This is a genomic window from Streptomyces sp. NPDC047043 (genome assembly GCF_040644055.1).
Taxonomy (GTDB): Bacteria; Actinomycetota; Actinomycetes; order Streptomycetales; family Streptomycetaceae; genus Streptomyces.
This window is the reverse complement of the sequence record NZ_JBEYVO010000021.1, coordinates 82,905-104,312: the sequence shown is the minus strand read 5'-3', so window position 1 is coordinate 104,312 and position 21,408 is coordinate 82,905. Positions and strand designations below refer to the sequence as shown.

At 69.4% G+C, this 21,408-nt stretch carries 25 protein-coding genes and 3 pseudogenes; 17 read left to right on the top strand and 11 right to left on the bottom strand.

Annotation, left to right across the window (positions count from 1 at the left end):
- Window positions 1-63 precede the first annotated feature (63 nt).
- The gene (locus tag ABZ880_RS30705) at window positions 64-1,155 is read right to left on the bottom strand and encodes a LacI family DNA-binding transcriptional regulator (RefSeq protein WP_361269209.1); all 1,092 of its coding nucleotides are present in this window, start codon (window positions 1,153-1,155) and stop codon (window positions 64-66) included.
- 304 nt (window positions 1,156-1,459) lie between these two features.
- Here ABZ880_RS30705 and ABZ880_RS30700 point away from each other — a divergent pair, with 304 nt between their 5' ends.
- Window positions 1,460-2,065: a SigE family RNA polymerase sigma factor gene (locus ABZ880_RS30700; protein WP_361269207.1), complete on the top strand. Its 606-nt coding sequence runs from the start codon at window positions 1,460-1,462 to the stop codon at window positions 2,063-2,065.
- Complete coding sequence (locus tag ABZ880_RS30695) at window positions 2,058-2,750, top strand: hypothetical protein (protein WP_361269204.1); 693 nt, start codon at window positions 2,058-2,060, stop codon at window positions 2,748-2,750. The genes ABZ880_RS30700 and ABZ880_RS30695 overlap by 8 nt, the downstream gene beginning before the upstream one ends.
- Before the next feature lie 34 nt (window positions 2,751-2,784).
- On the opposite strand, the gene ABZ880_RS30690 is transcribed toward ABZ880_RS30695, so the two are convergent.
- Window positions 2,785-3,108, bottom strand: a complete 324-nt coding sequence (locus ABZ880_RS30690) for a transcriptional regulator (RefSeq protein ID WP_361269202.1) — start codon at window positions 3,106-3,108, stop codon at window positions 2,785-2,787.
- Window positions 3,105-3,584 (bottom strand): hypothetical protein, encoded by a 480-nt coding sequence (locus ABZ880_RS30685; protein ID WP_361269199.1) that lies wholly within the window; start codon window positions 3,582-3,584, stop codon window positions 3,105-3,107. Before ABZ880_RS30685 ends, ABZ880_RS30690 begins: the two co-directional genes overlap by 4 nt.
- 584 nt (window positions 3,585-4,168) lie before the next feature.
- Between ABZ880_RS30685 and ABZ880_RS30680 the strand changes: the two genes are divergently transcribed.
- Both ABZ880_RS30680 and ABZ880_RS30675 read left to right on the top strand, forming a co-directional pair.
- Window positions 4,169-4,300, top strand: a complete 132-nt coding sequence (locus tag ABZ880_RS30680) for a hypothetical protein (protein ID WP_361269197.1) — start codon at window positions 4,169-4,171, stop codon at window positions 4,298-4,300.
- A 765-nt stretch (window positions 4,301-5,065) separates the two neighbouring features.
- Complete coding sequence (locus tag ABZ880_RS30675; RefSeq protein WP_361269490.1) at window positions 5,066-5,716, top strand: hypothetical protein; 651 nt, start codon at window positions 5,066-5,068, stop codon at window positions 5,714-5,716.
- A gap of 165 nt (window positions 5,717-5,881) precedes the next feature.
- Here ABZ880_RS30675 and ABZ880_RS30670 read toward each other — a convergent pair whose 3' ends face one another.
- A complete protein-coding gene (locus ABZ880_RS30670; protein ID WP_361269195.1) occupies window positions 5,882-6,637 on the bottom strand; it encodes an SDR family oxidoreductase in 756 nt (251 codons plus the stop codon).
- 129 nt (window positions 6,638-6,766) lie between these two features.
- On the opposite strand from ABZ880_RS30670, the gene ABZ880_RS30665 reads away from it, so the two are divergent.
- The 3 genes from ABZ880_RS30665 (at window position 6,767) to ABZ880_RS30655 (ending at window position 8,656) form a co-directional block, all read left to right on the top strand.
- Window positions 6,767-7,201, top strand: coding sequence for an Rrf2 family transcriptional regulator (locus ABZ880_RS30665; protein ID WP_361269192.1), 435 nt, complete (start codon window positions 6,767-6,769; stop codon window positions 7,199-7,201).
- 186 nt (window positions 7,202-7,387) lie between these two features.
- On the top strand, window positions 7,388-7,609 hold the full coding sequence (locus ABZ880_RS30660) for a transposase (RefSeq protein ID WP_361269190.1): 222 nt from the start codon (window positions 7,388-7,390) through the stop codon (window positions 7,607-7,609).
- 228 nt (window positions 7,610-7,837) lie between these two features.
- Window positions 7,838-8,656 (top strand): SAM-dependent methyltransferase, encoded by an 819-nt coding sequence (locus ABZ880_RS30655; RefSeq protein ID WP_361269187.1) that lies wholly within the window; start codon window positions 7,838-7,840, stop codon window positions 8,654-8,656.
- A gap of 13 nt (window positions 8,657-8,669) precedes the next feature.
- Here ABZ880_RS30655 and ABZ880_RS30650 read toward each other — a convergent pair whose 3' ends face one another.
- Window positions 8,670-9,590, bottom strand: a complete 921-nt coding sequence (locus ABZ880_RS30650) for a helix-turn-helix transcriptional regulator (RefSeq protein WP_361269184.1) — start codon at window positions 9,588-9,590, stop codon at window positions 8,670-8,672.
- Window positions 9,591-9,686: 96 nt separating this feature from the next.
- Window positions 9,687-9,917, bottom strand: coding sequence for a DUF397 domain-containing protein (locus ABZ880_RS30645; RefSeq protein WP_361269181.1), 231 nt, complete (start codon window positions 9,915-9,917; stop codon window positions 9,687-9,689).
- A 290-nt stretch (window positions 9,918-10,207) separates the two neighbouring features.
- On the opposite strand from ABZ880_RS30645, the gene ABZ880_RS30640 reads away from it, so the two are divergent.
- From ABZ880_RS30640 to ABZ880_RS30620, 5 genes are all read left to right on the top strand, one after another.
- The gene (locus ABZ880_RS30640; RefSeq protein ID WP_361269179.1) at window positions 10,208-10,639 is read left to right on the top strand and encodes an ATP-binding protein; all 432 of its coding nucleotides are present in this window, start codon (window positions 10,208-10,210) and stop codon (window positions 10,637-10,639) included.
- Window positions 10,640-10,643: 4 nt separating this feature from the next.
- Entirely contained in the window at window positions 10,644-11,162 is a 519-nt protein-coding gene (locus tag ABZ880_RS30635) for a hypothetical protein (protein ID WP_361269177.1), read from the top strand.
- Window positions 11,163-11,464: 302 nt separating this feature from the next.
- Window positions 11,465-11,980 carry a putative immunity protein gene (locus ABZ880_RS30630; protein WP_361269174.1) on the top strand — a complete coding sequence of 172 codons (516 nt, stop codon included), beginning with the start codon at window positions 11,465-11,467 and terminating at the stop codon, window positions 11,978-11,980.
- Between the two features lie 249 nt (window positions 11,981-12,229).
- Window positions 12,230-13,219 carry an aldo/keto reductase gene (locus tag ABZ880_RS30625; RefSeq protein ID WP_361269171.1) on the top strand — a complete coding sequence of 330 codons (990 nt, stop codon included), beginning with the start codon at window positions 12,230-12,232 and terminating at the stop codon, window positions 13,217-13,219.
- 491 nt (window positions 13,220-13,710) lie between these two features.
- Window positions 13,711-14,001 (top strand): hypothetical protein, encoded by a 291-nt coding sequence (locus ABZ880_RS30620; protein ID WP_361269168.1) that lies wholly within the window; start codon window positions 13,711-13,713, stop codon window positions 13,999-14,001.
- A 276-nt stretch (window positions 14,002-14,277) separates the two neighbouring features.
- On the opposite strand, the gene ABZ880_RS30615 is transcribed toward ABZ880_RS30620, so the two are convergent.
- From ABZ880_RS30615 to ABZ880_RS30600, 4 genes and pseudogenes are all read right to left on the bottom strand, one after another.
- Window positions 14,278-15,405: an MFS transporter gene (locus ABZ880_RS30615; RefSeq protein WP_361269165.1), complete on the bottom strand. Its 1,128-nt coding sequence runs from the start codon at window positions 15,403-15,405 to the stop codon at window positions 14,278-14,280.
- A 199-nt stretch (window positions 15,406-15,604) separates the two neighbouring features.
- The gene (locus tag ABZ880_RS30610) at window positions 15,605-16,057 is read right to left on the bottom strand and encodes a hypothetical protein (protein ID WP_361269162.1); all 453 of its coding nucleotides are present in this window, start codon (window positions 16,055-16,057) and stop codon (window positions 15,605-15,607) included.
- A 409-nt stretch (window positions 16,058-16,466) separates the two neighbouring features.
- On the bottom strand, window positions 16,467-17,648 hold the full coding sequence (locus tag ABZ880_RS30605; protein ID WP_361269159.1) for an FAD-dependent oxidoreductase: 1,182 nt from the start codon (window positions 17,646-17,648) through the stop codon (window positions 16,467-16,469).
- 205 nt (window positions 17,649-17,853) lie between these two features.
- Window positions 17,854-18,078 (bottom strand): annotated as a pseudogene (locus ABZ880_RS30600) (transposase domain-containing protein); the annotation flags it as partial.
- A gap of 95 nt (window positions 18,079-18,173) precedes the next feature.
- Between ABZ880_RS30600 and ABZ880_RS30595 the strand changes: the two are divergent.
- A pseudogene (locus tag ABZ880_RS30595) lies at window positions 18,174-18,354 on the top strand (transposase); the annotation flags it as partial.
- 80 nt (window positions 18,355-18,434) lie between these two features.
- Here ABZ880_RS30595 and ABZ880_RS30590 read toward each other — a convergent pair.
- Complete coding sequence (locus ABZ880_RS30590; protein ID WP_361269487.1) at window positions 18,435-19,127, bottom strand: GAF and ANTAR domain-containing protein; 693 nt, start codon at window positions 19,125-19,127, stop codon at window positions 18,435-18,437.
- Between the two features lie 314 nt (window positions 19,128-19,441).
- Here ABZ880_RS30590 and ABZ880_RS30585 point away from each other — a divergent pair, with 314 nt between their 5' ends.
- From ABZ880_RS30585 to ABZ880_RS30570, 4 genes and pseudogenes are all read left to right on the top strand, one after another.
- Window positions 19,442-19,795 (top strand): hypothetical protein, encoded by a 354-nt coding sequence (locus ABZ880_RS30585; protein ID WP_361269156.1) that lies wholly within the window; start codon window positions 19,442-19,444, stop codon window positions 19,793-19,795.
- A gap of 142 nt (window positions 19,796-19,937) precedes the next feature.
- Window positions 19,938-20,108 carry a hypothetical protein gene (locus ABZ880_RS30580; protein WP_361269153.1) on the top strand — a complete coding sequence of 57 codons (171 nt, stop codon included), beginning with the start codon at window positions 19,938-19,940 and terminating at the stop codon, window positions 20,106-20,108.
- A gap of 151 nt (window positions 20,109-20,259) precedes the next feature.
- On the top strand, window positions 20,260-20,595 hold the full coding sequence (locus ABZ880_RS30575) for a hypothetical protein (protein WP_361269150.1): 336 nt from the start codon (window positions 20,260-20,262) through the stop codon (window positions 20,593-20,595).
- A 238-nt stretch (window positions 20,596-20,833) separates the two neighbouring features.
- Window positions 20,834-21,180, top strand: a pseudogene (locus ABZ880_RS30570) (DUF2267 domain-containing protein).
- Window positions 21,181-21,408 lie beyond the last annotated feature (228 nt).

Below are 21,408 nucleotides of genomic sequence, written 5' to 3'. Positions count from 1 at the left end.
AACGCTCAAACGCTCAAATGTGGGCACGCCGACGGTACGACCGCGGCGGCGACCGCCGGTGGATCAGGCAGCCCGCGGGACGGTGGATCCCCGGACGACCAGGTCGGGCAGCAGCTCCAGGTGGCGGGTGGGCCCGGGGCGCAGTCCGCCCCGCGCCGCCTCGAGCCGGCGCAGCAGCAGATCGACTCCCATCCGGCCGAGCTCGGCCTTGGGCGGGGCGATGGCGGTCAGCGGGACCGGACCCATGTCGGCGACGACGTCGTTGTACGCGACCACCGAGCAGTCCCCGGGAACGGAGATCCCCGCCGCCTGCAGCCCTCGTACGAGAACCAGTGCGTCCATGTCGCTGTGGATCAGCACCGCTGTGGCGCGGGTGTCTGCGACCGTCTGGGCCAGGTCGAGCGCTCGCGGGTCGGTGACACGCGGGTCGGGGCCCGCGGTGGGTGAACTGAGAATCGTGCGGCACCCCTTGGCCAGTCCCCGGGCGGCGGTCTGCGCGGCGAACTCGGCGCGGATGACTCGCGCGGTGGGGCTGTCGTCGCGCGCCGCCAGGACGATGCGGCGGTGCCCGAGGTCGGCCAGGTGGCCGAGTGTCAGGTGGACCCCGTAGGCGTGATCGGTGCGCACGCAGTCCACGGCATAGATGGCGCTGGTCCGTGAGGGACGCCGTTCGACGAGCACCGCGGGCACCTCGAGATCGGACAGCCACGACTGGTCCGCGTCGGCCTCCTCCTGCGTGCGCCAGTGCGGCGACAGCAGCAGTCCGCGGGCTCCGGCGTTCAGGGCCTGGTGCACCGCCTCGCGCTCCTCCGCCCCGCCGTAGCCTGCGGTGATGTGCAGGGCGAGCCGCAGACCGGCCTTCTCCGCGGCCTCGCGCGCGCCCTGCACGGCCTCGGTGAGGTAGGTGTTGCTCTCGGGCACGATCATGGCGATCGCGTCGCTCCCGGAGGCGGTCTGTTCGGGCACCGGCCGCAGCGAGCGCGCCACCCCGTGCCCGCGGCGCACCTCCCCGCGCTGGGCGAGCTCCTCGACGTCCCGGCGCACCGTCACGACGGAGACGCCGAGTTCGTCGGCGAGATCGGTGATGCGCGCGACGCCGCGCTCCCGCACCACCTCCGCGATCCGGTCCTGCCGCTGCTGCGCCGGCTCCCGCATGTCCCCACCGCTTCCGTCCGGGTCGCTCGCGCCGCCCGCGCGGGATCGTGCGGGGGCTCGCACGATCGGTTTCGCGCGATGCGGCCATGATAGCGATCAATCGATCAGAAGGGGGTCGGTCCTTCCTGGCGCGGGCGGGATCGGTGCGGGCCTCCCGGGGGCGAGGACGGCGATCACCGCCGCGGGCATCCCCGGCCACGGCTCGAGCAGTTCTCGGCGGCTGCGGGCCTGCAACCTGTCACCCCCCTCGGACGTGACAAGTGGTGAGGGCGCGACCCCTCAAAACCGTGATGTGGAGGGGGCAATGCGTGATGCGCGTGGCTTCGATGACTTCTACGCCGGCCATGTGAGCCGGCTGACCAGCCAGATGTACGCAATGACGGGCAGTCTCGCCGAGGCCGAGGACCTGGTGCAGGAGGCCTTCGCTCGGGCCTGGCAGAACTGGGAGAAGGTGTCCGGCTACGCGAACCCGGAGGCCTGGGTGCGGTCGGTGGCCTGCCGTATCCGGGTCAGCGTGTGGCGCAAGGCGGTCAACCGGCTCTCGGCCCACCGCCGTCACGGCATACCCGACCAGGTTCCCGATCTCAGCCCCGACTACGTGGCGATCGTCGCGGCGTTGCGGCGCATCCCCTACGAGCAACGGCGGGCGATCGTGCTGCATCACCTGGTCGGGTTGTCCGTCGAGGAGACGGCACGGGAAACCGACGTCGCGCCCGGAACGGTCAAGGCCCGGCTGTCGCGCGGCCGCCACATGATGGCGCCCCATCTGTCCGACATCGCGGGCGACGGCCCGGGCGGCGGCGCCCGCACCCCCGGTGCGCGGCCGGCCCTCTCTCCACCCAGCAGCGCTCCCACTGCCGTGACCGACGTCCTCGGTCTCGCCGACCAGGAGGTGCACCACCATGACTGAGGACTTCGAGGCCATCCTCCGGGCAGGGTCCGAGGAGCTCGCCGCACGAACCGGCGCCCGGCCCGCCGCAGTTGTCCGGGCTCGCGGCGATGAGCTGCGGCGCCGTCGCCGGATGGCCACGGCCGGACTCGCCGTCGCCGTGGTGGCCGCGGTGGGCGGAGGTGCGTTCGCGCTCACCGGCCATTTTGGCCAGGCCCTTTTGCCGGAGGCGGTCGTGAGCCCGACCACTCCGGCCGGCTCCACCACCCCGCCGGCCGCAACGTCGAAGACCCCCGACCCGGCGCCGGACGACCCGGCGGCCACACCCTCCTCACCCGCGTCCCAGCCGTGCCGCTCTCTGGTGGTGCCGCAGCAGGTCAAGGACGCGGTGACCCTGGCGTACGAGCGATCGCAGCCGGGACTGGTGCACATCGCCCCGGTCAAGGGCACCTTCTACTACGGCGAGTGCGACGGCGTCTTCTACGCCGGGACCTCCTTCACGGCGACGGCCGCAGCCACCGAGAACGAACTGGTCCAACTCCAGGACGAGGGAAGCACGGAGAAGTACTTCACCAAGACCAAGGACGGCGCGTGGACCTTTGTTGCGGGTGACGGGTTCCCACGTGATCCCCAAGGCTGCGCCGCCATCCCCGTGATCCCGGCCCGGCTGGCTGCCCTGTGGGGTGACTGCCTGGCTCGGCCATGAGTCTGCCGCGTGGCGTCTGAGACGCCATCCGCGGTCAGTGGCGTGGCTTGTCGCCGACGGAGTCGGTGGACGGGGCGTTCGCGGTGGCCACGATGGCCTGCAGTGCGGCTACGTGGCCTTGGAAGGCGGCTCGACCGTCGGTGGTCAGGCGGGCGCGTACGCGGCGTCTGATGGAGCGGTCGACGGTGACGTAGTCGGCCTGCTCCAGCGTCGAGAGCTGTTTGGACAGTGCGGAGTCGGACAGACCGAGTTGGTCGCGGATGTAGCCGAAGTCGGCCCAGTCGGCGGCCGCAAGCAGGGAGACGATGGACAGCCGGGTGCTGGGATGGATCAGCTCGTCGAACCGTGGCGTGGTCATGATGCCGCGCCGGTCCGTACGGCGTGGCGGCGTGCCGCGGCCAGCAGCAGCGGCCCGCCCAGCACGAGCATGACCGCGGCCAGGACGGCCGCCCCGGTGACCGGGTGACGCGCGTCGTCGGCGTTCAGGATGAGCGCTGCGGCGACGGTGACCCCGACCAGGGCGACCAGACTGCCCAGCACCCAGACTGCCAGCCGTGGACCGGCGATGTCGGCGCGCACGCTCATCTGGCTGCTGCGGTGCCGTCCGTTGACCACCCGGGGCGCGATCGAGGAGTGCGCGGCCCCGAAGGCGAGGGTGACCAGGGTGGTCACCAGCGGATGATGTAGGTCGGCGATCACGCCGAGCGCGAGCCAGCCTGTGGCCAGGCCCGCCCAGTACCAGAGCGGCACGTCGATCTCGTCGATCACCCTGCGGCGGGATCGCTCCACGGTGTCCAGCGCGGCTCGTGCCTGCTCAGGTGTCAGCTCGTCCATGACGCCTCACTTTCCTGCCTGGAAAGTTGAGTATTGGCTTTCCTGCCTGGAAAGTCAATCCTGTCGGCCAGGAGGCCAGGAGGCCAGGAGGCCAGGAGGCCAGGAGGCCAGGAGGTCAGGGATGAGGGTTCGCATGGCCGGACGCGGCTACCGCAAGATCGTTTGGCTCCCGCACAAAGCGGATCACTGAACAGTGGTGATGCCGGTGCTCTGTAAGTTCGCCCGTACACAGCTCTGCGCGTTCACCAGTAGGCCGACAATGGCCACCATCAAGGCGCCGGGGAAGGACCCAGGCACCCCGCGTGTAGTCCCGGGATCGCCCGATCAGGATCCCTGTTCGACCGTGCAACCCGATTGGTCGGTATGCGGTTGGCCTCCTAGGTCGTAGGTTCCTTCCAACCGTCCGCGAGGTATGGGCGGGTGCCCCGCCGAAGCCGCAGGTTTGCGGCCTCAGGCGCGTCTGACTTGTGGGAAGTGGCCAAGAAAGTCGGGGGAGTTGAGTGGTATCTCGCCCGGCCGTTACGTGCGGGTCTCTCTTTAGTCTGATCAGTCAGTTTCCATTTGTTCACTGAATGGAGGGGCGCATGAGGGAGCCTGAGCGCGAGCCCGGGAAGGCTCGCCGTATCGCGGGCAAGGCGGGGAGGATGGCGTTGGCGGCGGCATTTGGTGCGCTCGTGCGCTGGGCCGTGACGTTGCTCCTCAACCGCCTCGGGTGAGTGGCAACTGGTTCACCGGGCCACGGGAGCCAGACGGATGCCCAGCTGGCCACTTCCGTCTCGGAGGCAGGGGAGCGGGAGCGACGCTCCCCATCTTTGCGGCAGGAGGGGCCGTCGCCTTCCGGCGGGCAGAGGATGCGACCCCCAACGGCAACTGCCCTTCCGCGATAGGGACGTCGCGCAATGAGGCAGGAGAATTTCGAAACTTTCACCCTCGAACGGGAACGGCGACCCGATGGGGCTCCACCTGCCGGGGCGCGTACGACTGTTCGGCTCCTGTATGGCGCGGACGGCGCCATACAGAGGGGACCGTCCGGACGCTTGCAAGAGCCCAGCAGGCAACTGACTGCCGTGATCGGGCTGGTGACAAAATCAGCGTCGGGCATACCGCCTGTGTCGCACTCCGTGGGTGTCGTTTCGGCATGGTTCGGGAGTCGCTCAGGCCCGCACCTGCATGATCAAAGTCAGGGAGAAGCGACGTCCCTCAGTGACCTCATCTCTTTGTGCCTGATCATGTCGATGTCCCCCCGGATTGGGATCTGACGTGGCGACACCACCGCTGGATCGCTTGTCGGATGGTCTCCGTAACCACTCCACTGCACTCACCACCCATCCCGCGGCTGAGACGGGCCCGGGCGAAATGGGTCGAGTGTCGTCGCCCGACACCGACGTGGCTGCTCGACCATGACCTCGATAGGGTCAGGCGACCGGCGGACCGTCCGGGCAGGCCGGACGCGTGTCCTCATCTCCAGAGGCAGGTTGTCGATGCGTCTGCATCCAGGCGAGACCGAGGCCGTTGGCTGGCGGGTGGTGACCGTGCTCGACGCCGTCCGGCAACTGCGCGGTGTATCACCCGGCGTCACCGGACGTCCGCGGGTGATCGCCATCGACGGCCGGGGCGGCGCCGGGAAGACGACCCTGGCCGAGCGGCTGCACAAGGTGGTGCCCAACTCCGCCACCATGCACACTGACGACATCGCCTGGAACCACGCCTGCTTCGACTGGGGCGCCGTGCTCGTCGAGAACATCCTGCAACCGCTGCGCCGGGGTGAGGCGGTGGACTTCCGCCCTGATGCCTGGATCGCCCTCGACCGGCCCGGATCGATCACCATTCCTGCTGGTGCCGACTTCATCTGGGTCGAAGGGACCGGGACCATCCGCGAAGCGTTTGCCCCGTGGTTGGACGCCTCGGTGTGGATGCAGGGTGACCTTGATGAACAGGAGCGCTTGTTGGTGGCCCGCGACGGTGACTCCACCGAGCAGCGGAGACACGTGGCGAACTGGCTCCTGGAGGAACTGCCGTTCATGCTGCGAGAACGGCCGTGGGCCCGAGCCACCATGATCGTTGCAGGCCCTCCGCAGATCGACCACGACCCGGACACGGAGCTGGTCGTCGCCCCGCCGGCCAGTCCATAGAGCTCGTGACACGATCTTGTGGATGTGCGCCGGTGGGGCGTGCGTTAAAGCTGTAACGCGATCACGATCCGGTCTTCTCGAGGCGTGTCCACGCGCGCGCGGGTCGTTGGCGGTGTGCGCCCCGAGGGCGCGATGTCCTTCGGGGTGCGCGGCAGGCGTGCTGGTTCAGGCGTTGTAGCCACCGTGGGCGTCCAGCACCGCGCCCGTGATGTACGACGCGGCGGGGCTCGCCAGGAAGGCGATCGCCGCGGCGATTTCTTCGGGGTGGCCCATGCGTTGCAGGGACAGCGAGCTGACCAGGGCCTTGAGGATCTCGGGACCCGGCCCTTCCATGCCGCCCTCCATCAGCCCGGCCTCCACGACGTTGGCCGTGATGTTCCGGGGCCCGAGGTCCCGTGCGACACCCATGGTGTACCTCTCGACCCCCGACTTGGTCGCCGAGTAGTCGGCAAGGCCCGGGGCGCCGACCCGGGAGCCCAGTCCGGAACTCACCGTGATGATGCGGCCGCCTGCGCGCAGCAGTCGGGAGGCGGCCCGGATGACGGCGATCACGCCGAGGTAGTTGGTGGCGTGCATCCGGTCCAGTGCGGCGGTGTCGGCGTCCGGGTCGTCCACCGTGCGGCCCTGCTCCACCGAGATCGCCGCGTTGTTGACGAGGATGTCCAGGCCGCCGAAGTGCGCGACCACGGCGTCGATCAGCGCCGGCGCCCGGCTCATGTCCGCCTGGTCGGACTTGAAGGCGACGGCCTTCGCTCCCTTGCCGTGCACCTCGTCGACGACAGCCTGCGCCTGCTTCTCGGAGCTGACATAGGTGAAGGCGACGTCGGCGCCTTGCTCGGCCAGTAGTCGTACGGTCGCGGCTCCCAGTCCGCGCGACCCCCCGGTGACCAGGGCGACCTTGCCCGTAAGTGGCTTGCTCATTCTTCTCACCTCGTTGATTGACCCGTCCCGACAGTCGCAACGCTAATGGTTACGACAGCTTGTCGCAACCATCGCTGTTACGACTGGGCTGTCGTAACATAAAGCGTTGCGGCCGAGAGGAGGGGGTCCATGAGTGCCAACAGCAGGTTGACCATTGCCGCCCACGCGCTGGCCTGGATCGGTCTCTACCAGCGCCAGGGCCATGAGGTCGCCACCTCCGAGCAGATCGCGAACAGCGCGAACACCAACCCCGTGGTGATCAGGCGGCTGCTCGGCGAGCTGCGCAAGGCCGGGCTCGTGGAGTCCCGTCGGGGCGTGGGCGCGGGCTGGTCGCTGGCGCGCGAGCTGGGGTCGATGACCCTGCTCGACGTGTACGAGGCAGTGGAACCCGGCCCGCTGTTCGCGATGCACCGCACCACCCCGGACCAGGACTGCGTGGTCGGTCACGGCATCCAGCCGGCGATGCAGGGCATCTACGAGGGCATCGAGGAGACCCTGAGACACGAGCTGGCCCGCGTCACGCTCGAGAACGTGCTCCGGGACGTACTCGCGGCACCTCGCTAGCCTCCCCGTTACGCCCCGAACATCACCAAGATCCCCAAGCATGCCCAGGCCGGTGCATAGCCTGGCCATCAGTCACGCCGAAGACCGTTGCAGTATGAGACCGCGGCTTACGAGGTCGTAACTTGATCTTGTTGAAGTGCCCCGGGCCGGCGTGACCGATGTGACGACTCCGCTGTTCGCGAGGATGTGAGCACCCGGCCGTGGATCCTGGACGACGACGTGGGGGCGCTGATCGAGCCGCTGCTGCTCCGGCCGGAGAAGTCGCCGGGCCCGCGGGCGTTGGCAGGCCGGCTGTGTCTGCAGGGCATCCTGTACGTCCTGCACCACGACATAGCCTGGCAACTCCTGCCGCTGGAGCTGACGTCCAGGACCCGGTCCTTCCCTCCGCACTCGGCGGCCTTGCTCTGAGCCTCAGCGAGCCGGGAGTTGATGGTCGCCACCCGGCGCTTCCATTTCACGACCTTGGCCTCAGGAGCCGGCCGGGGGTCGTTGGGGTCGGCCTCGTCCAGCGGCAAGGACGGTGAGCCGTGGCGGCGGGAGGTTCGATCAAGTGGGTGGTTGGCCAAGTGCTGTGTCTCTAGGATGTATTGCCTGGCGTGCCGGTGCGCTGAGTGCGGCGCGGGAGTGGGGGAGACGATGGAGTCGGGGAAGCGGATGTCGACGAAGATTGACGCGACGGTTCCGACGGCCGCTCGCATGTATGACCACTATCTGGGCGGCAAGGACAACTATGCCGTCGACCGCGCTGCCTGCGAGGAACTGGACAAGGTGGTGCCCAGCACACGGGCACTGGCCCTCAACAACCGGCGTTTTCTGCAGCGGGTGGTCGGGACCCTGGCGCAGGAGTACGGCCTGCGCCAGTTCCTCGACCACGGGTCGGGGCTGCCCACTCAGAACAACGTGCACCAGGTGGCGCAGCGGATCGACCCGGCGTCGCGTGTGGTCTACGTCGACAATGACCCGATGGTCCTGGTGCACGGCCGGGCCCTGCTGGAGCAGAACGAGCGCACCACCGTCATTCAGGCGGACCTGCGCGAGACCGACGCGATCTTCTCCCACGCCGACACCCAGCGGCTGATCGACTTTTCGCAGCCCGTGGCGGTGCTGTTCAACTCGGTGTTCCACTGCATTCCGGACAGCGACAGCGAAGGGCCGTCCGCGGTGGTGCGTCGGGTGGCCGAACAACTCGTCCCCGGCAGTTGCCTGGTGATGTGTCAGCTGGTCAGCGAGGACCCGGAGGTGCGGGACTTCGTCACCAACTTCATGGATCAGGCGACCCAGGGGCACTGGGGCCGGGTGCGGCAGGAGAAGGACGTCGCGGAGTGGTTCGAGGGCATGGACATCCTCGAGCCGGGCCTGGTGGAGGTGTCCACCTGGAGGCCGGACAACGACGTGGCGCCGCGTCAGCTCACCCAGGAGTGGATCGAGTTCGGCGGCGTGGGCCGAATCCGGTAGCGATACGCGAAGATTACTCGGCCGGGTACCGGCGCGCGGCGGTGTCGCGCAGGAGGGCCAGCGACTCGCGAGGGTTGAGGGCCTCGTCGGCCAGCCGGTCCAGGGCCACCCGGTATTCCTCCGTCTCGTCGCGGTCCTCCAGGAACGTGGCGCTCCTGATGTGTTCGAGATAGACGATGTCGGGCAGGTCGAGGCCGCCGAAGCGCAGGTACGTGACGGGGATGGCCGGTGCGGAGGCGTTCGTGACGTCCAAGGGGACGACCTGGACGGTCACATGAGGCAGCTGCGCCATCGTGACCAGGTGCTCCAGCTGCTCGCGCATGACCTCACGGCTGCCCAGGACGCGTAGCAGCACCGACTCGTCGATGACCGCCCACAGTTGGGGCGCGTCCGCGCGCTGCAGCAACTCCCGTCGCCGCGTGCGGAGTTCGACGCGGCGCTGGACTTCGCGGGCCGGTGCCGTGGGCAGGCCGCGCTCGACCACGGCGCGGGTGTAGGCCGGCGTCTGCAGGAGCCCGGGAACGTACTGGATCTCGAACGTACGGATCGCTTCCGCCGCTTCCTGCAGGCCCACCAGCCGGTCGAACCACTCGGGCATCAGCCGCTTGTCGAAGCGCTGCCACCACCCCGGTTCCCCGGCGCGCCGCAGCAACTGCAGCAGCACCGATGCCTCGTAGTCCTCCGTCTTGTACAGATCGAGGAGGGCCCGTACGTCGCTCTCGGTGGGCGGGCGGCGGCCCTTGCCCGCCTCGATGCGTGACAGTTTCGCCGGGCTGAACCCCACGGCGCGGGCGGCCTGTTCCTGAGCGAGACCGGCGTCTTCGCGGATACCCGCGAGCTGCACCCCGACCAGCATCTTCAGCAAGGTCGGAGCCGGCTCGGTGCGATGCAGATACGGTTCGAGGCGGGAGATGCGAGGTGACTCGGAGGGCATCCTGACTCCCGGTGGACAGGCGACAACAGGCTGCATTATCGCACTGCGCAGCCTGCAGGCGCATGTGTCGGCACAATCGGATGTCCGGCGACCGCGTCAGACGAGGTGGTCGAACTCGCCGTCCTTCGCGCCGGCCAGGAAGGCGGCCACCTCGGCCGGTGTGTATATCAGTGCCGGCCCGTGCGGGTCACGGGAGTTGCGCATGGCGACGCCTCCGCCGGCCAGGGCGGCGACCTCGACGCAATTGCCTTCGGCGTTGGAGTGGCGGCTCTTGATCCAGTTCACGCCCAGTGAACTCGCCCGCACCCCGTTCTGAGCTGACGGCACGGCAGTCTCCTTGCAGGTGTTCCGCCACACTGCCGGCCTGCCGCCCCGTGGGTGCAGGCCGACGCGCACGGCGCCGGTTCCCTTTCGACTCGCGCAATTTCCCGTGAAATTGCACGAAGTTGCTGTCGGCGTGGATAATAGCCAAGGCGTCAACCGCCACGCTGACGCCCCGTCCTGACGCCTCAGGAGACGCTGTGTCGTTGTCCGCGCACCAAGCAGCCAGGCTCGGCCCGACTGTGAGCACGCCGGATCGGACCGCACCCTCTGTCGCGCCTTTGCGCGGCGCACCCATGACCGCGACCCTGCATCTGTCCGGCACCGACCAGGAGTGCGCCCAGGCCCGCGCCTTCACCCAACGCACCCTCAGCCGTTGGCAGTTGGACCACTGCCGCGACGATGCGCTGAGCATCGTCTCCGAGTTGGTCGGCAACGCCGTGCTGCACGCCCGGCCGGGCAGCCCCACCGACGAGGGCGAGCCCGGGGTGTGGCTCAAGCTCACCGTGCGCCCCGCTCACCTGGTGTGTGCCGTCACCGACCCGGGCAGCACCCTGCCCGTCTGCCCGCGGACCACCGGCCCGCTCCACGAGCACGGCCGCGGTCTGCATATCGTGGACGCCCTGTCCGAACACTGGGGCTGGACCCGCTCCGCCCCCACCGGCAAGACCGTCTGGGCCATGCTGCCCACCCGACGCGGCGCCTGGCAGGACAGCGCGGCGATCTGAAGCGATGAGCACCCATGGATCGATGGGCACCCATGTGGGGCACGACCCGTCGGCTGCAACGCTCGGGCATGTCACACACGTGCCCTGGCGCGAGCTCAAGGACGCCACCGGCTCCGCGGCGGCCATCCCCTTCCTGCTCGCTGCCCTCGCCTCGGGCGATGCGGCCGCCGCCGACACCGCTCTGGAAAGACTGCGCAACCGGATCTGCCAGTACGGCTTCGTCGTCGACCAGGCCACAGCCGTCACGGTCCCCTTCCTGTGGGACCTCGCCGAGCGCCCCCAGGTGACCTGCCGGGCACAGATCCTCCACCTGCTGCGGAACATCGCCGGGGCCCACCAGTGGAAGACCGCGGCCGCCGCCTACCCGAAAGCGTGCCGCGGCCACAGCGACTACGTCGCCTGGGAAGACGCGGCCCGCCGCGCCGTGCATGCCCACAGTGGCGCCATTCCACGGCTCCTGAACGAGCGGGATGCCGAACTGGTCCACGCCACCGAAGCACTTGCCTCGGCCCTGGCTGGCTGATCGACCGCGTGCCTGGCCGGCAATGTCGGCCGCGACCGGGAAGACGCACCCGCGCTGCCTTCCAGGAGTCGATCGGCTGGGCTGCCTCAACTGGTCCACAAGCCTTGGCCGTTGCTCCGCAGGCCTCGGCCGGGACTTCGCAGCATCTGCGACAGCGGCATGGCCGCAGACATGCAATTGCGGCGCTGGGTTCCAGGCGGGAAGATCACTTGAACGGGTCGTACGCTGTGTCGCCCGGCTGACTGGTCGCCAGGGCACGGCGCAGCACGTGGCGCCGATATGCGCAGAAGGGAGTGCACGTCATGATCCTCCCGAAGATCCGTGACCCTCGCTTCGTGACGATCCGCCGTGGTGGAACCCTCACCGATGCGGATCACCGTCTCCTCGCTCTCTGGGCTGCCGCGTGCGCGGAGCACGTCCTCGGCCTCTTCGAGTCGGCCCGGCCCGGGGACCCGCGACCGCGCCAGGCGATCGAGCACGCGCGGGCCTGGGTGCGTGGCGAGGTGAAGATGATGCAGGCGCGCGCGGCGGGCGGCCATGCGATGGGGGCAGCCAGAGACCTGCGTGGGGCGGAACGGCATGCCGCGTACGCCGCCGGCCAGGCCGGGGCCGTCGCCCACGTCGCCGCGCACGAACTCGGCGCGGCTGCCTACGCGATCAAGGCTGTGCGTGCAGCGGCACCGGCAGGCGAGGGCGAGACCGCGGGACGACTCGAGTGCCGATGGCAGCGCGAACAGCTCCCGGAGGCGATCCGCGAGCTCGTACTTGATGACCAGCGGCTGCGCAACGACATCTGCTGGTCGGTGTTCGACTGTTGAAGCCGCACCGTGCACGGCCCTTCATCATTGGTCCGACCGGAAGTCCTCGACTGGTCGCCGGCCGGTCTGGACGCCTGACTTGCGTTCGAGTGCGCTCCAGGTCGTAGCGTCGCAGACATCGTGGCGCTCGAGGTTCCTCGTTCGGTGTGTCCTTCCGGATGCCGGGCGGCGGAATTCGTCGCCAGATGGACGGGGGGCTTGGTGCCGTCCGAACGACGAACGTGTGTGCAGGAAAGGCTGGGACACGGTATGCAGAAGCGCAGTCTGCGGGACCTCCAGGTATCGAGCATCGGGCTCGGGTGCATGGGCATGTCCGCCTTCTACGGATCCACCGATCAGGAGGAAGGGATCGCGACCATCCGGCGCGCCCTCGACCTCGGCGTGAACTTCCTCGACACCGCGCAGATGTACGGTCCGCTCACCAACGAGTCGCTCGTCGGCGAGGCGATCCGGGGGCATCGCGACGCGTACGTGATCGCGACGAAGTTCAACTACCGGATGGATGACGCCGTACCCGGCGACATCACCACGGTCGGCCCGCAGGACGGTTCGGCCGAGCACGTCCGCAGCTCGGTCCACGGCTCCCTGGAGCGTCTGGGGACCGACCACATCGACCTGTACTACCAGCACCGCGTCGACCCGAACGTGCCGATCGAGGAGACGGTCGGCGCGCTGGGCGAGCTGGTCGCCGAGGGCAAGGTGCGCTACATCGGGCTGAGCGAGGCGAGCGCGGAGACCATCCGGCGCGCCCACGCGGTGCACCCGGTCACCGCGGTGCAGAGCGAGTACTCGCTGTGGTCGCGGGACGTGGAGGCCGAGGTACTGCCCGCCTGCCGGGAGCTGGGCATCGGCTTCGTGCCGTACTCGCCGCTGGGCCGCGGCTTCCTCGCCGGGCGGTTCACCTCGCCCGACGACCTGGACGCGAACGACTGGCGCCGGCAGAACCCCCGTTTCCAGGACAGCAACATTGAGGCGAACCAGCGGCTGGCGGCCAAGGTGAAGGAGATCGCCGCCGAGAAGGACGTGACCCCGGCCCAGCTGGCCATCGCCTGGGTGCTGGCCCAGGGCGAGGACCTGGTGCCGATCCCGGGCACCAAGCGCCGCACCTACCTGGAGCAGAACGCCGCCGCGGTCGACATCGTGCTGAGCAAGGACGACCTGGCCCGCATCGACGCGGAGCTGCCCGAGGCGGCGGGTGAGCGCTATGACGAGGCGGGGATGCGATCGGTCAATCGCTAGACGGGCGCGGAAGCAGCCTCCGCGGTCGGCATCTGATCTTGTGCGTGGCCACTGTCGACCGACCCGCGCCTTGTCCGGACCTGAGCCGGTGCCGGCACCGGCACCGAGCCGAAGTGGGACGGTTTCCCAGACCTGTTCTGCTTCGGCGCCGGTCGCGTGGTGCTGCGCTTCCGCTGTGGGACCGAGATGGCGCTGGTGTCCCGGAGACTGTGGGGGGCGTGTCCCCCCGCCGTGCGGCTGGCCTGTGATGCTCAGGGGGCTTCCGGGAAGCGTGCACCGGGCCGGCCGGGGATCGGTGTGCGCCGTCTTGGCAGAACGTGTTTGCCGATGAAGCAAGCGGCAACGCGAAGTTCATGACTCAATCGAACAGCGGCCGGAAGCAAGATTCCGTATCCACCCGGGGAGCGGCCTCCAAGGCCAGGCGGGCCACGGCGAAGGCGACTGCTCCGGCGTCGCAGGCAGCAGACAAGGCAGCCGGGAAGACCGATGACGTGGCGTCAGCAGCCACGGACGCGGCCGGGCGTACGGCCGAGACGACCACCGCGGTCGGGCACAGCGCGGCCGAGCGTGTCCAAGCCGGCCGCCAGGCCGTCATCGCCGCCTCGGGCCAGGCCGTGGCCTTCGCCAAGACGGCCTGGACGATCATCGCCCATCGAAAGCTCCTCGCCGCCGGCGTGGGTGCGGGCTTGTCCGCGTTGGGCGCCACGTCATACCTGGCGGGCCGCCGTGCGGGGCGCCACCCGCACGGTCCGATCACCCGCCTGACCGGCGGGCGGATCTGAGCCGAGAGGCGGGCCCGTCGACCAGACGGGTGGTCGCGGGAAGGCCGGCTCTGCCACCGACCATGCGCCGCTGGTTCGCTGCGTACTGCGCACTGTGGTGACGGACTGCGGCCTGGGCTGCCCGCCTGTGGCCCGATCGGACAACTTTCCCTCCGGCGCCATCGACTCGTGTGCTGGTCGGTACGGCGCGTCGCCGGGCCGTTCTCCGCGTGGCTCCACGTCCGCGTATGCGCTGAACCAAGCCGACAGATGTGCCGTCGCCGCCTGGGTACGCGCTCACGTTCTCGCCGGCACCGGCCGCCGGAGCAGGTAGGCGGCTGCGACCGAGACCAGGACGGCCATGCACGCGATGAACACCAGCCCGGCGCGCTCCAGGCCGATCGGGCCCGTCAGTACCCCTACACCGATCACCGGCACCGAGATGCCCGCGTAGGCCACCACGAACAGCGTCGAGATCACTGCCGCTCGCTGGTCGGCCGGAGACGCCTCGGCCACCGCTGCCAGTGCCGCGCGAAACGACAGCCCCTGTCCGCCTCCGCCAATGAGCGCGCTCAGTACCAGGAGCGGCATCAGGTCCCATCGCAGCGCCCCCGCGAGCAGTGCAAGCCCGGCGAGGAGCCCGGCGCACCCCAGCGGCAGCGATCGCCCCACCCCGGCCCGGCCGACGGCCAGTTGGCCGGCGGTCGAGGCGAAGAAGGCCAGCGCGACGACCAGCCCGCTCACAGCGTGGTTGTCCACGTCCAGGGACTTCGCGAGGAATGCCGGGCTGACCGCCGTGAACACCCCGAACAGCGCGAATCCCACGAACGAGGCGATCGCCGCGGGCCCGAACACCGTCCGCACGCACACGGGCAGGCTGGGCCGCTGCGGCCGTACGGTGCTCAGTGGCAGCCGCTCCCGTACCGTCTCCGGAAGCCGCAACAGGACGGCAGCGGAGCCGGCCAGCAGCACGAGGTGCACGGCGAACGGCAGGTACAGCGGCCGGACGGCGTACTGCGCGAGCACCCCGGCGAGCAGCGGGCCGCAGCCCAGTCCGCCCATGTTGGCGGCCGTCGCCACGAGGGTGGCCCGCGAAGCACCGCCGTACGGGGCCAACTCCATCACATACGCCGTGGCCGCCCCGGTGAACAGACCGGCGGACAGTCCCGACAGCAGCCGCCCCGCATACAGCCAACCCAGCCCGGCGGCGCACAGGAAGCAGACGGCGCTCGCCGCAGCGAATCCCAGACCCCACAGCAGCACCGCACGCCGGCCCACAGCGTCCGAGGCGTTGCCCACCAGAAGCAGCACGCCGATGACCCCGAAGGCGTACACGGCGTACACGACGGTCACCGTCAACTCGGAGAACCCGAACTTCTCCTGGTAGAGGGGGTAGAGGGGGGTCGGCAGCGTGGTGCCGGCCATGCAGACGGCGAACACCGCCCCGCGGCTGACGGTAACGCCCCACGCTGCCCCGCCCCGACCCGGCGCGCCATCAGAAACGGAGAGGCGAAAGAGACCGACTCAACAGCGCAAACGGTTTCCGAATGCGGTATCGACGACTGCTTCGGAGGATCCCCGATCCAATTGACGACCTGGCTGATGGGGACGGCCGTAGCCCGTTTCAGCCGGCGTACACCCTGCCCTGCTTCACGACGTAGTGCACCGGCTCGGAGCAGCCGATGGACGGGGTGATCAGCAGGCTGATGTCGAGGGGCGCGGGCTCCGTGCTCGCGGTCGTGAACTCGCAGACGGCGTGGCTGCCGGTCAGCGGGTACCAGAACCATCCGTCGACATCGCCCACCGTGACCCGGTCGGACTCCTTCCAGGTACCGCTGTCGTGCGTGTAGACCTTCAGCTGCACCGAAGCGGCGTACTCGTCCTCGGACGACCGCAGCGCGGTGAGCGTGATCTTGTAGTCGCTGCCGAGGACGGACGAGGCGATCTGCTGTGTCTGCGGTGCCGCGGTCTGGGCGTTGGAGGCGGTGGCTCCGGCGGTCCCGAGGACGGCCGCCATCAGAAGGGTGACGCCCGCGGTTGCGGCGCGACGGGTGCGGTGATTACGGACCAGTTTCATATTTCCCCCGTTGGGTCGAGTGGTGCGGTTTCTGGGGTCGCCGCAGTGCTTCGCGGCCACCCCGCCGATGATGTTCGCCCGTGCGCCGGGTGGGGGAGAAGCATTTCGAATGTGCTCGAATTGCGGGCAGCTTGTGGACGGTTGCATCGGAGGAGGGCAGGCACGACAGCGCGTGATGGCTCTGCACCTGATCCGCCGGGCAGGCCCTGGTGCTCCGGTCCGACTGCTCGGTCTTACGGCCGCGCCCGGCCGGGAACGGCGTTTCGGCCGAGTCGAGCATCGGGCAAGTGCCCGCTCCTGTCTGCTCGGACCTCTGTCGCCCGCCGGGCCGTCGGGGCCCGCACCGTCCGGTGTGCACATCGCAAGGTGGAGGCCCACTGCTTCGACGACAGAAGCTCGCCGGTCCCGGCTACCCGGGCAGGCGGAAGCCGTTGAAGAGGTCGTCCATGCCGCGCAGGGCCAGGTGGGTGGGGGTGGCACGGACCGTGAAGTCGCGGGCCGCCACCGCGAGCGGGTTACGGAGGGCTCCCAGGCGGCCGATCCGGCGGGCGCGGACGCGGACGGCGTCGGTACGGTCGCGGCGGGCGGCGGTGTACGCGACGAGGGCGGCCGGGACGGAGTCCGTGCTGTCCGCGCTGTCTCCGTGGGGAAGCAGGTGGGCGAGGACCACCGCGTCCTCGATGGCCTGGCAGCCGCCCTGGCCGAGGTTGGGAGCCATGGCGTGGGCGGCGTCGCCGAGCCAGACGATTCGGCCGTGGTGCAGGCGGGGGAGCGGGGCGGCCAGGTCGTAGAGGTCGTTCTGGAGGACGTCGGCCCGGTCGAGGCGGTGGACGCGGTCCAGCAGGGCTGGAATCGGGTCGTGCCACGAGCCGAAGCGGTGGCGAAGTTCGGCGCGGGAGTCGGCCGACCGGGTGCCGGCCGGGACGACCGCGGTGGCGTAGAGATACAGCCGACCGTCGCACAGCGGGGTCACGCCGAACCGCTCGCCCCTTCCCCAGGTCTCGCTCATGGCCGGTATCCGCAGGTCAGGGGCGTCCACGATGGCTCGCCAGGCCGTCTCGCCGATGTAGTGCAGACCGGGGTGGTCGGGGAAGCACACGCGGCGCAGCGGGCTGCGGATGCCGTCGGCGGCGACGACCAGATCGGCGGGAAGGTCCGGGCCGACTGTCGTACGGACGGTCGGGCGGCTCATGGCGTCGTCGACACCGGTCACTTCAGTGCCGTAGAGAAGAGCCTCCGGCGGCAGATCGGCGGCCAGGGCGGCGGTGAAGGCCGGACGCGGGACCGCGATCGGAGGCATGCCGTAGCGGGCCGCCATGTCCGCGGTCTCGGCCCGGGTGAGCCACCGGCCGTCGGAGCGGCGCAGGCCCATCGTCACGGGTACGGCACTGCCGGCCGCCCGGGCGGCGTCGACACCGATGGCGTCGAGAGCACGCAGGGCGTTGGGAGCGAGGCCGATGCCGGCGCCGGTCGTGGGAGGTTCGGGGGCGCGTTCGCAGACGGTGACGCGCCAGCCGCGGCGGTGCAGTGCCACGGCGGCCGTGAGGCCGCCGATTCCCGCCCCGACCACCACCACATGACGTTTCGGCATGGAACCCCGCTTCTGTCCGGTTCGAGCGCGCTCAGGGCATGTGTGGCGCGGCTTGCACGCTACACATAGGGTGATGGTGGTCGTGCCTGAGGGTGACATGACCGGATCGACGGCGCCGGCTTCAGCCACTGGAACGACGGCATCTGGCCGCTGGGTGCCGTGGCTACCGCTGATCATCGTCTTCGTGGCACGCAGTGCGCAGGTCGATGCCTGACAGGCCGGCCACGAGCTTGTCCCAGACACGTCGGTACCCCAGTGCCGGGAACAGGCGCAGGGCTAGGACAAAGGAGATGCCGACCCGGGACGGAAGCGTACGCACACGGGCCTGAACGGTCCTGGTCTCGTGGAGCACATCATCGACGAGCTCGAACGGTATGTGCTCAGTCAGCCCGCCAAGGTGACCAGGCGCGAAGGCGCCCGCGGCAACAGTCGTAGTGCGTCACGGTGCAGATGGCAGCCTGGCTCGACAACGGGATCCTCTGATCAGGAACGTCTTGGTCAACTTCCTCCTCCCAGCCGATTCCTACCGCCGCCCACCTGGCCTCCTACGCGGGACTGACCCCACCACACATCGTTCCGGCACCTCCATCCGGGGCGACGGACCGCCCCGCGGCGGCAACAAGATGCTCGAACGGGCCCGTTCCTCGCCTCGTTCGCCTCGCTGAGCAGCCCCGAATCGCGGGCCTGTCACGACAGGAAGCGCGCGGAAACAGATAGAAGCCCCCCGACGTGCTCGCCGCCCAGCGCAAGGAACACGCCCGCATCCGCAGCGAGAAACCATCCAGGTCAGGCCGGGTTGGCGGGTTCGGTCCGGACGCGCTGGGCGACGTCGCGCAGTTTGATGTTGTGGTGCTGGGAGATGCGGCGCAGCACGCTGAAGGCCTCGTCTGCGCTCAGCCCGTGGCGTTCCATGAGGATGCCCATGGCCTCGCCGATCGCGTGGCGGGTCTCCATGGCGTGCTCGAGCTGGTCGATGGTGCGGGCGTCGGCCAGGGCGACAGCCGCGTGGGAGGCCAGCAGCCAGCCGGCGGTCTCGACGTCCTTCCCGAAGGCGCCGGGCCGGCGGGCGTAGAGGTTCAGCGCGCCGAAGTCGTCGTTGTCGGTGTAGAGCAGCAGCCCGGTCATGCTGCCGATGCCCAGCGGGCGGGCCGCCTCGGCGAACCGCTGCCAGGCCGGCCGGGGCCGGCTCAGGTCCGCGATGCGGTAGACGCGCTCGCCGTCCTTGTGCCGGGCCAGATCGAAACAGGGTCCCTCGCCCAGCTCACCCTGCAGACGGTCGCACTCCTGCACCGCGCTCCCGCAGGCGGCCAGGGTCACGGCCCGGCCCTTGCGCACCGCCAGGATCCCGGCCGCGTCACAGCCCTCCACCAGCCTCACCGCGGACGCAGCGATCTCATCCAGCGTCGCCTGAAGAGAATCCTGAGCCAGCAGATCCCGCGCGAGCCGCGCCATCTGCTCGGCAAACTCCCGCCACTCCACCGTCACCACCCGCCTCCGCCCTGCCGGTGCAGCCACCGTACGCCGACCCCGCCGCATCCCCCCGGCCATTCCACGACCCAGCCCACACAAAAACCATGCGTGACCGCTTCTTCCAGGGCATCCGAAATGAACCTTGTGGAGGAAGATTTCGGCACGTGCCCGAATAGGACGCCATATTTGGGTGCAGCAGATGAAGGGTGTAACACGGCAGTCCTCATTGGGCGCTGACGTAAGGAGAATCGGGCCGCTGGCCGAGGTCGGATATCGGCTTCGGGGTGACCTGCCGACAGAACATGCACAGATCGGAATACCTCGTGAACAGCACCGACCCGGTTTCCGGATACCAGACCTACGAAGAGCCTTCAGCGCCCCACCGCCGCGCGCGCAGCCAGCACACCGGACGACGGGCAGCCCTTGCGATCTGCACGATCGCCGACGTGGCGGCCGGTTTCCTGGGGCTGTGGATCGTGCTCCACCTGCTCGACGCGAACCGGGCGAATCCGTTCGTTGAATTCGTGCAGGGAACGGCGGACTGGCTGTCCGGATGGGCACAGGACATTTTCACAATGGACACGGAAGGCCTACGCGTTGTCCTCAATTACGGCCTCCCGGCCGTCATCTATTTGGCGATCGGCCACGGGATCGCAGTCCGGCTCAACCGGGCCTGACAGCCCTACAGCCCGACGCGGGACTCCGGCGTGAACAGCCAGACACGCAATCCCGCAATGCGTGATCGCGCGGGTTTTCCGCACGACTGCTGGGCGCGTTGCGCCGAACGGAAAAGATCACGACAACGAAAAGGATCATGCCGTGGCACGCATCCCCGGCGAAGCCGATCACTCCCCGATCTATGAGGACCTGGTGCGGGAACGAGGTGACGTCGTGGCGGAGGCCCAGACGGCCGCCGAGCACACCCAGCACCAGGCAGCACAACTGCTGGGCAGCCACCACGCCGACCTTCCCCACCGGCGCCAGGCGTAACAGGCGGCGCAGGCGCCGCTTTTGACGGCAATGCGCCCTTGAACGCTCGTCACGCCTGCGAGAGACAGGAAGCCCCGGGCAATCTCACCAGGGTGCCGACCGGGCACCCTCTGGCTGAGCCGGGCCAAGGCTCTGGGACGAGGATGGGGCTGTGCCCACGATAGTTGTTGAGATCCACGTGCCGTTGTCGCCGGCACCGCACCTGCCGGACGACGCCTACCCATATCCCTGGATCGAGGAGATCGAGGACTTCCTTTCCGACCTCGAAGGCCAAGGCGACATCGAGGTCTTCGACGACGCAGAGCAGGACGAGGACGCCTACCTCTTCTTCGTCACCGGAGCAGGTGAAGACGACCTCCTGGCGGTCGCGTCCCGCCTAGCCACACTGCCTGGAGTCCCTGCGGGGACGTTCGCGGTCGTCAGCGACGGCGAGGCCGAGGAGTTCGGACAGGGACGACGAGTGGCACTCCCGCTGCCCGAGGCCTGAGGAGGTGCTGTTGGCGACCTGGCCGCCGCCTGCCAGGGGCCATCGCCGACACCGCCACACCGATGCCGAACCGCAGTGCACGCACGCCCATACGCCAGCTAGAACACGCTGGCCAGTGGTTCTGCCTTGATGCGGCGCCCGTGCCGCCACAGGCGCATTCCGCCGACCACGTGGGTACCCGGACAAAGGCTTCGCGCAGATACCCGTCGAGGCCTGAAGCAAGCGGATGTGACGAGCGATGCAGCACCATGAGTTCCTTGCCCGCGTACGCGAGCTCGGCGAGTACGGCAGCCAGGAGGAAGCCGCCCACATCACCGAAGCCGTCCTGCGCGTGCTGGCCCAGCGGATCAGCCCCGGCGAGGTCGACGACCTCGCCTCCCAGCTGCCCGGACCGCTCGGGTCGATGCTGACCAGCGCCAAGCCGCAGCAGGCCGAGAGCTTCGGCATCGAAGAGTTCCACCGCAGGATCGCCCAGTCCTGAGCACCCTCGCCGACGCGGTCAGCGGCGGCGAGCTCAACCAGATCCTCAGTCGGCTCCCCTCCGGCTACGCCGTCCTGTTCGGCAAGGCCGACCTCACCGGCTGACACGCCACGCCATGAGCCCGACACCTCAAGACGGCCACGGAGCAGCCATCAGCCCGCGGCCATCCCGCTGGCACTCCCTACGCTGCCCGGTCACTCGCCGGCCTGACAGGAGAGCCGGTATCCCTGACCCGGTACGGGGTGTGGCGGCTTGCCCGATGCGCGGATCCGGGTGCGCGCCCTGCACGAACGGGCCGGGGGCCGGGCGGGCCGGGCGCAGGGCCCAACGGC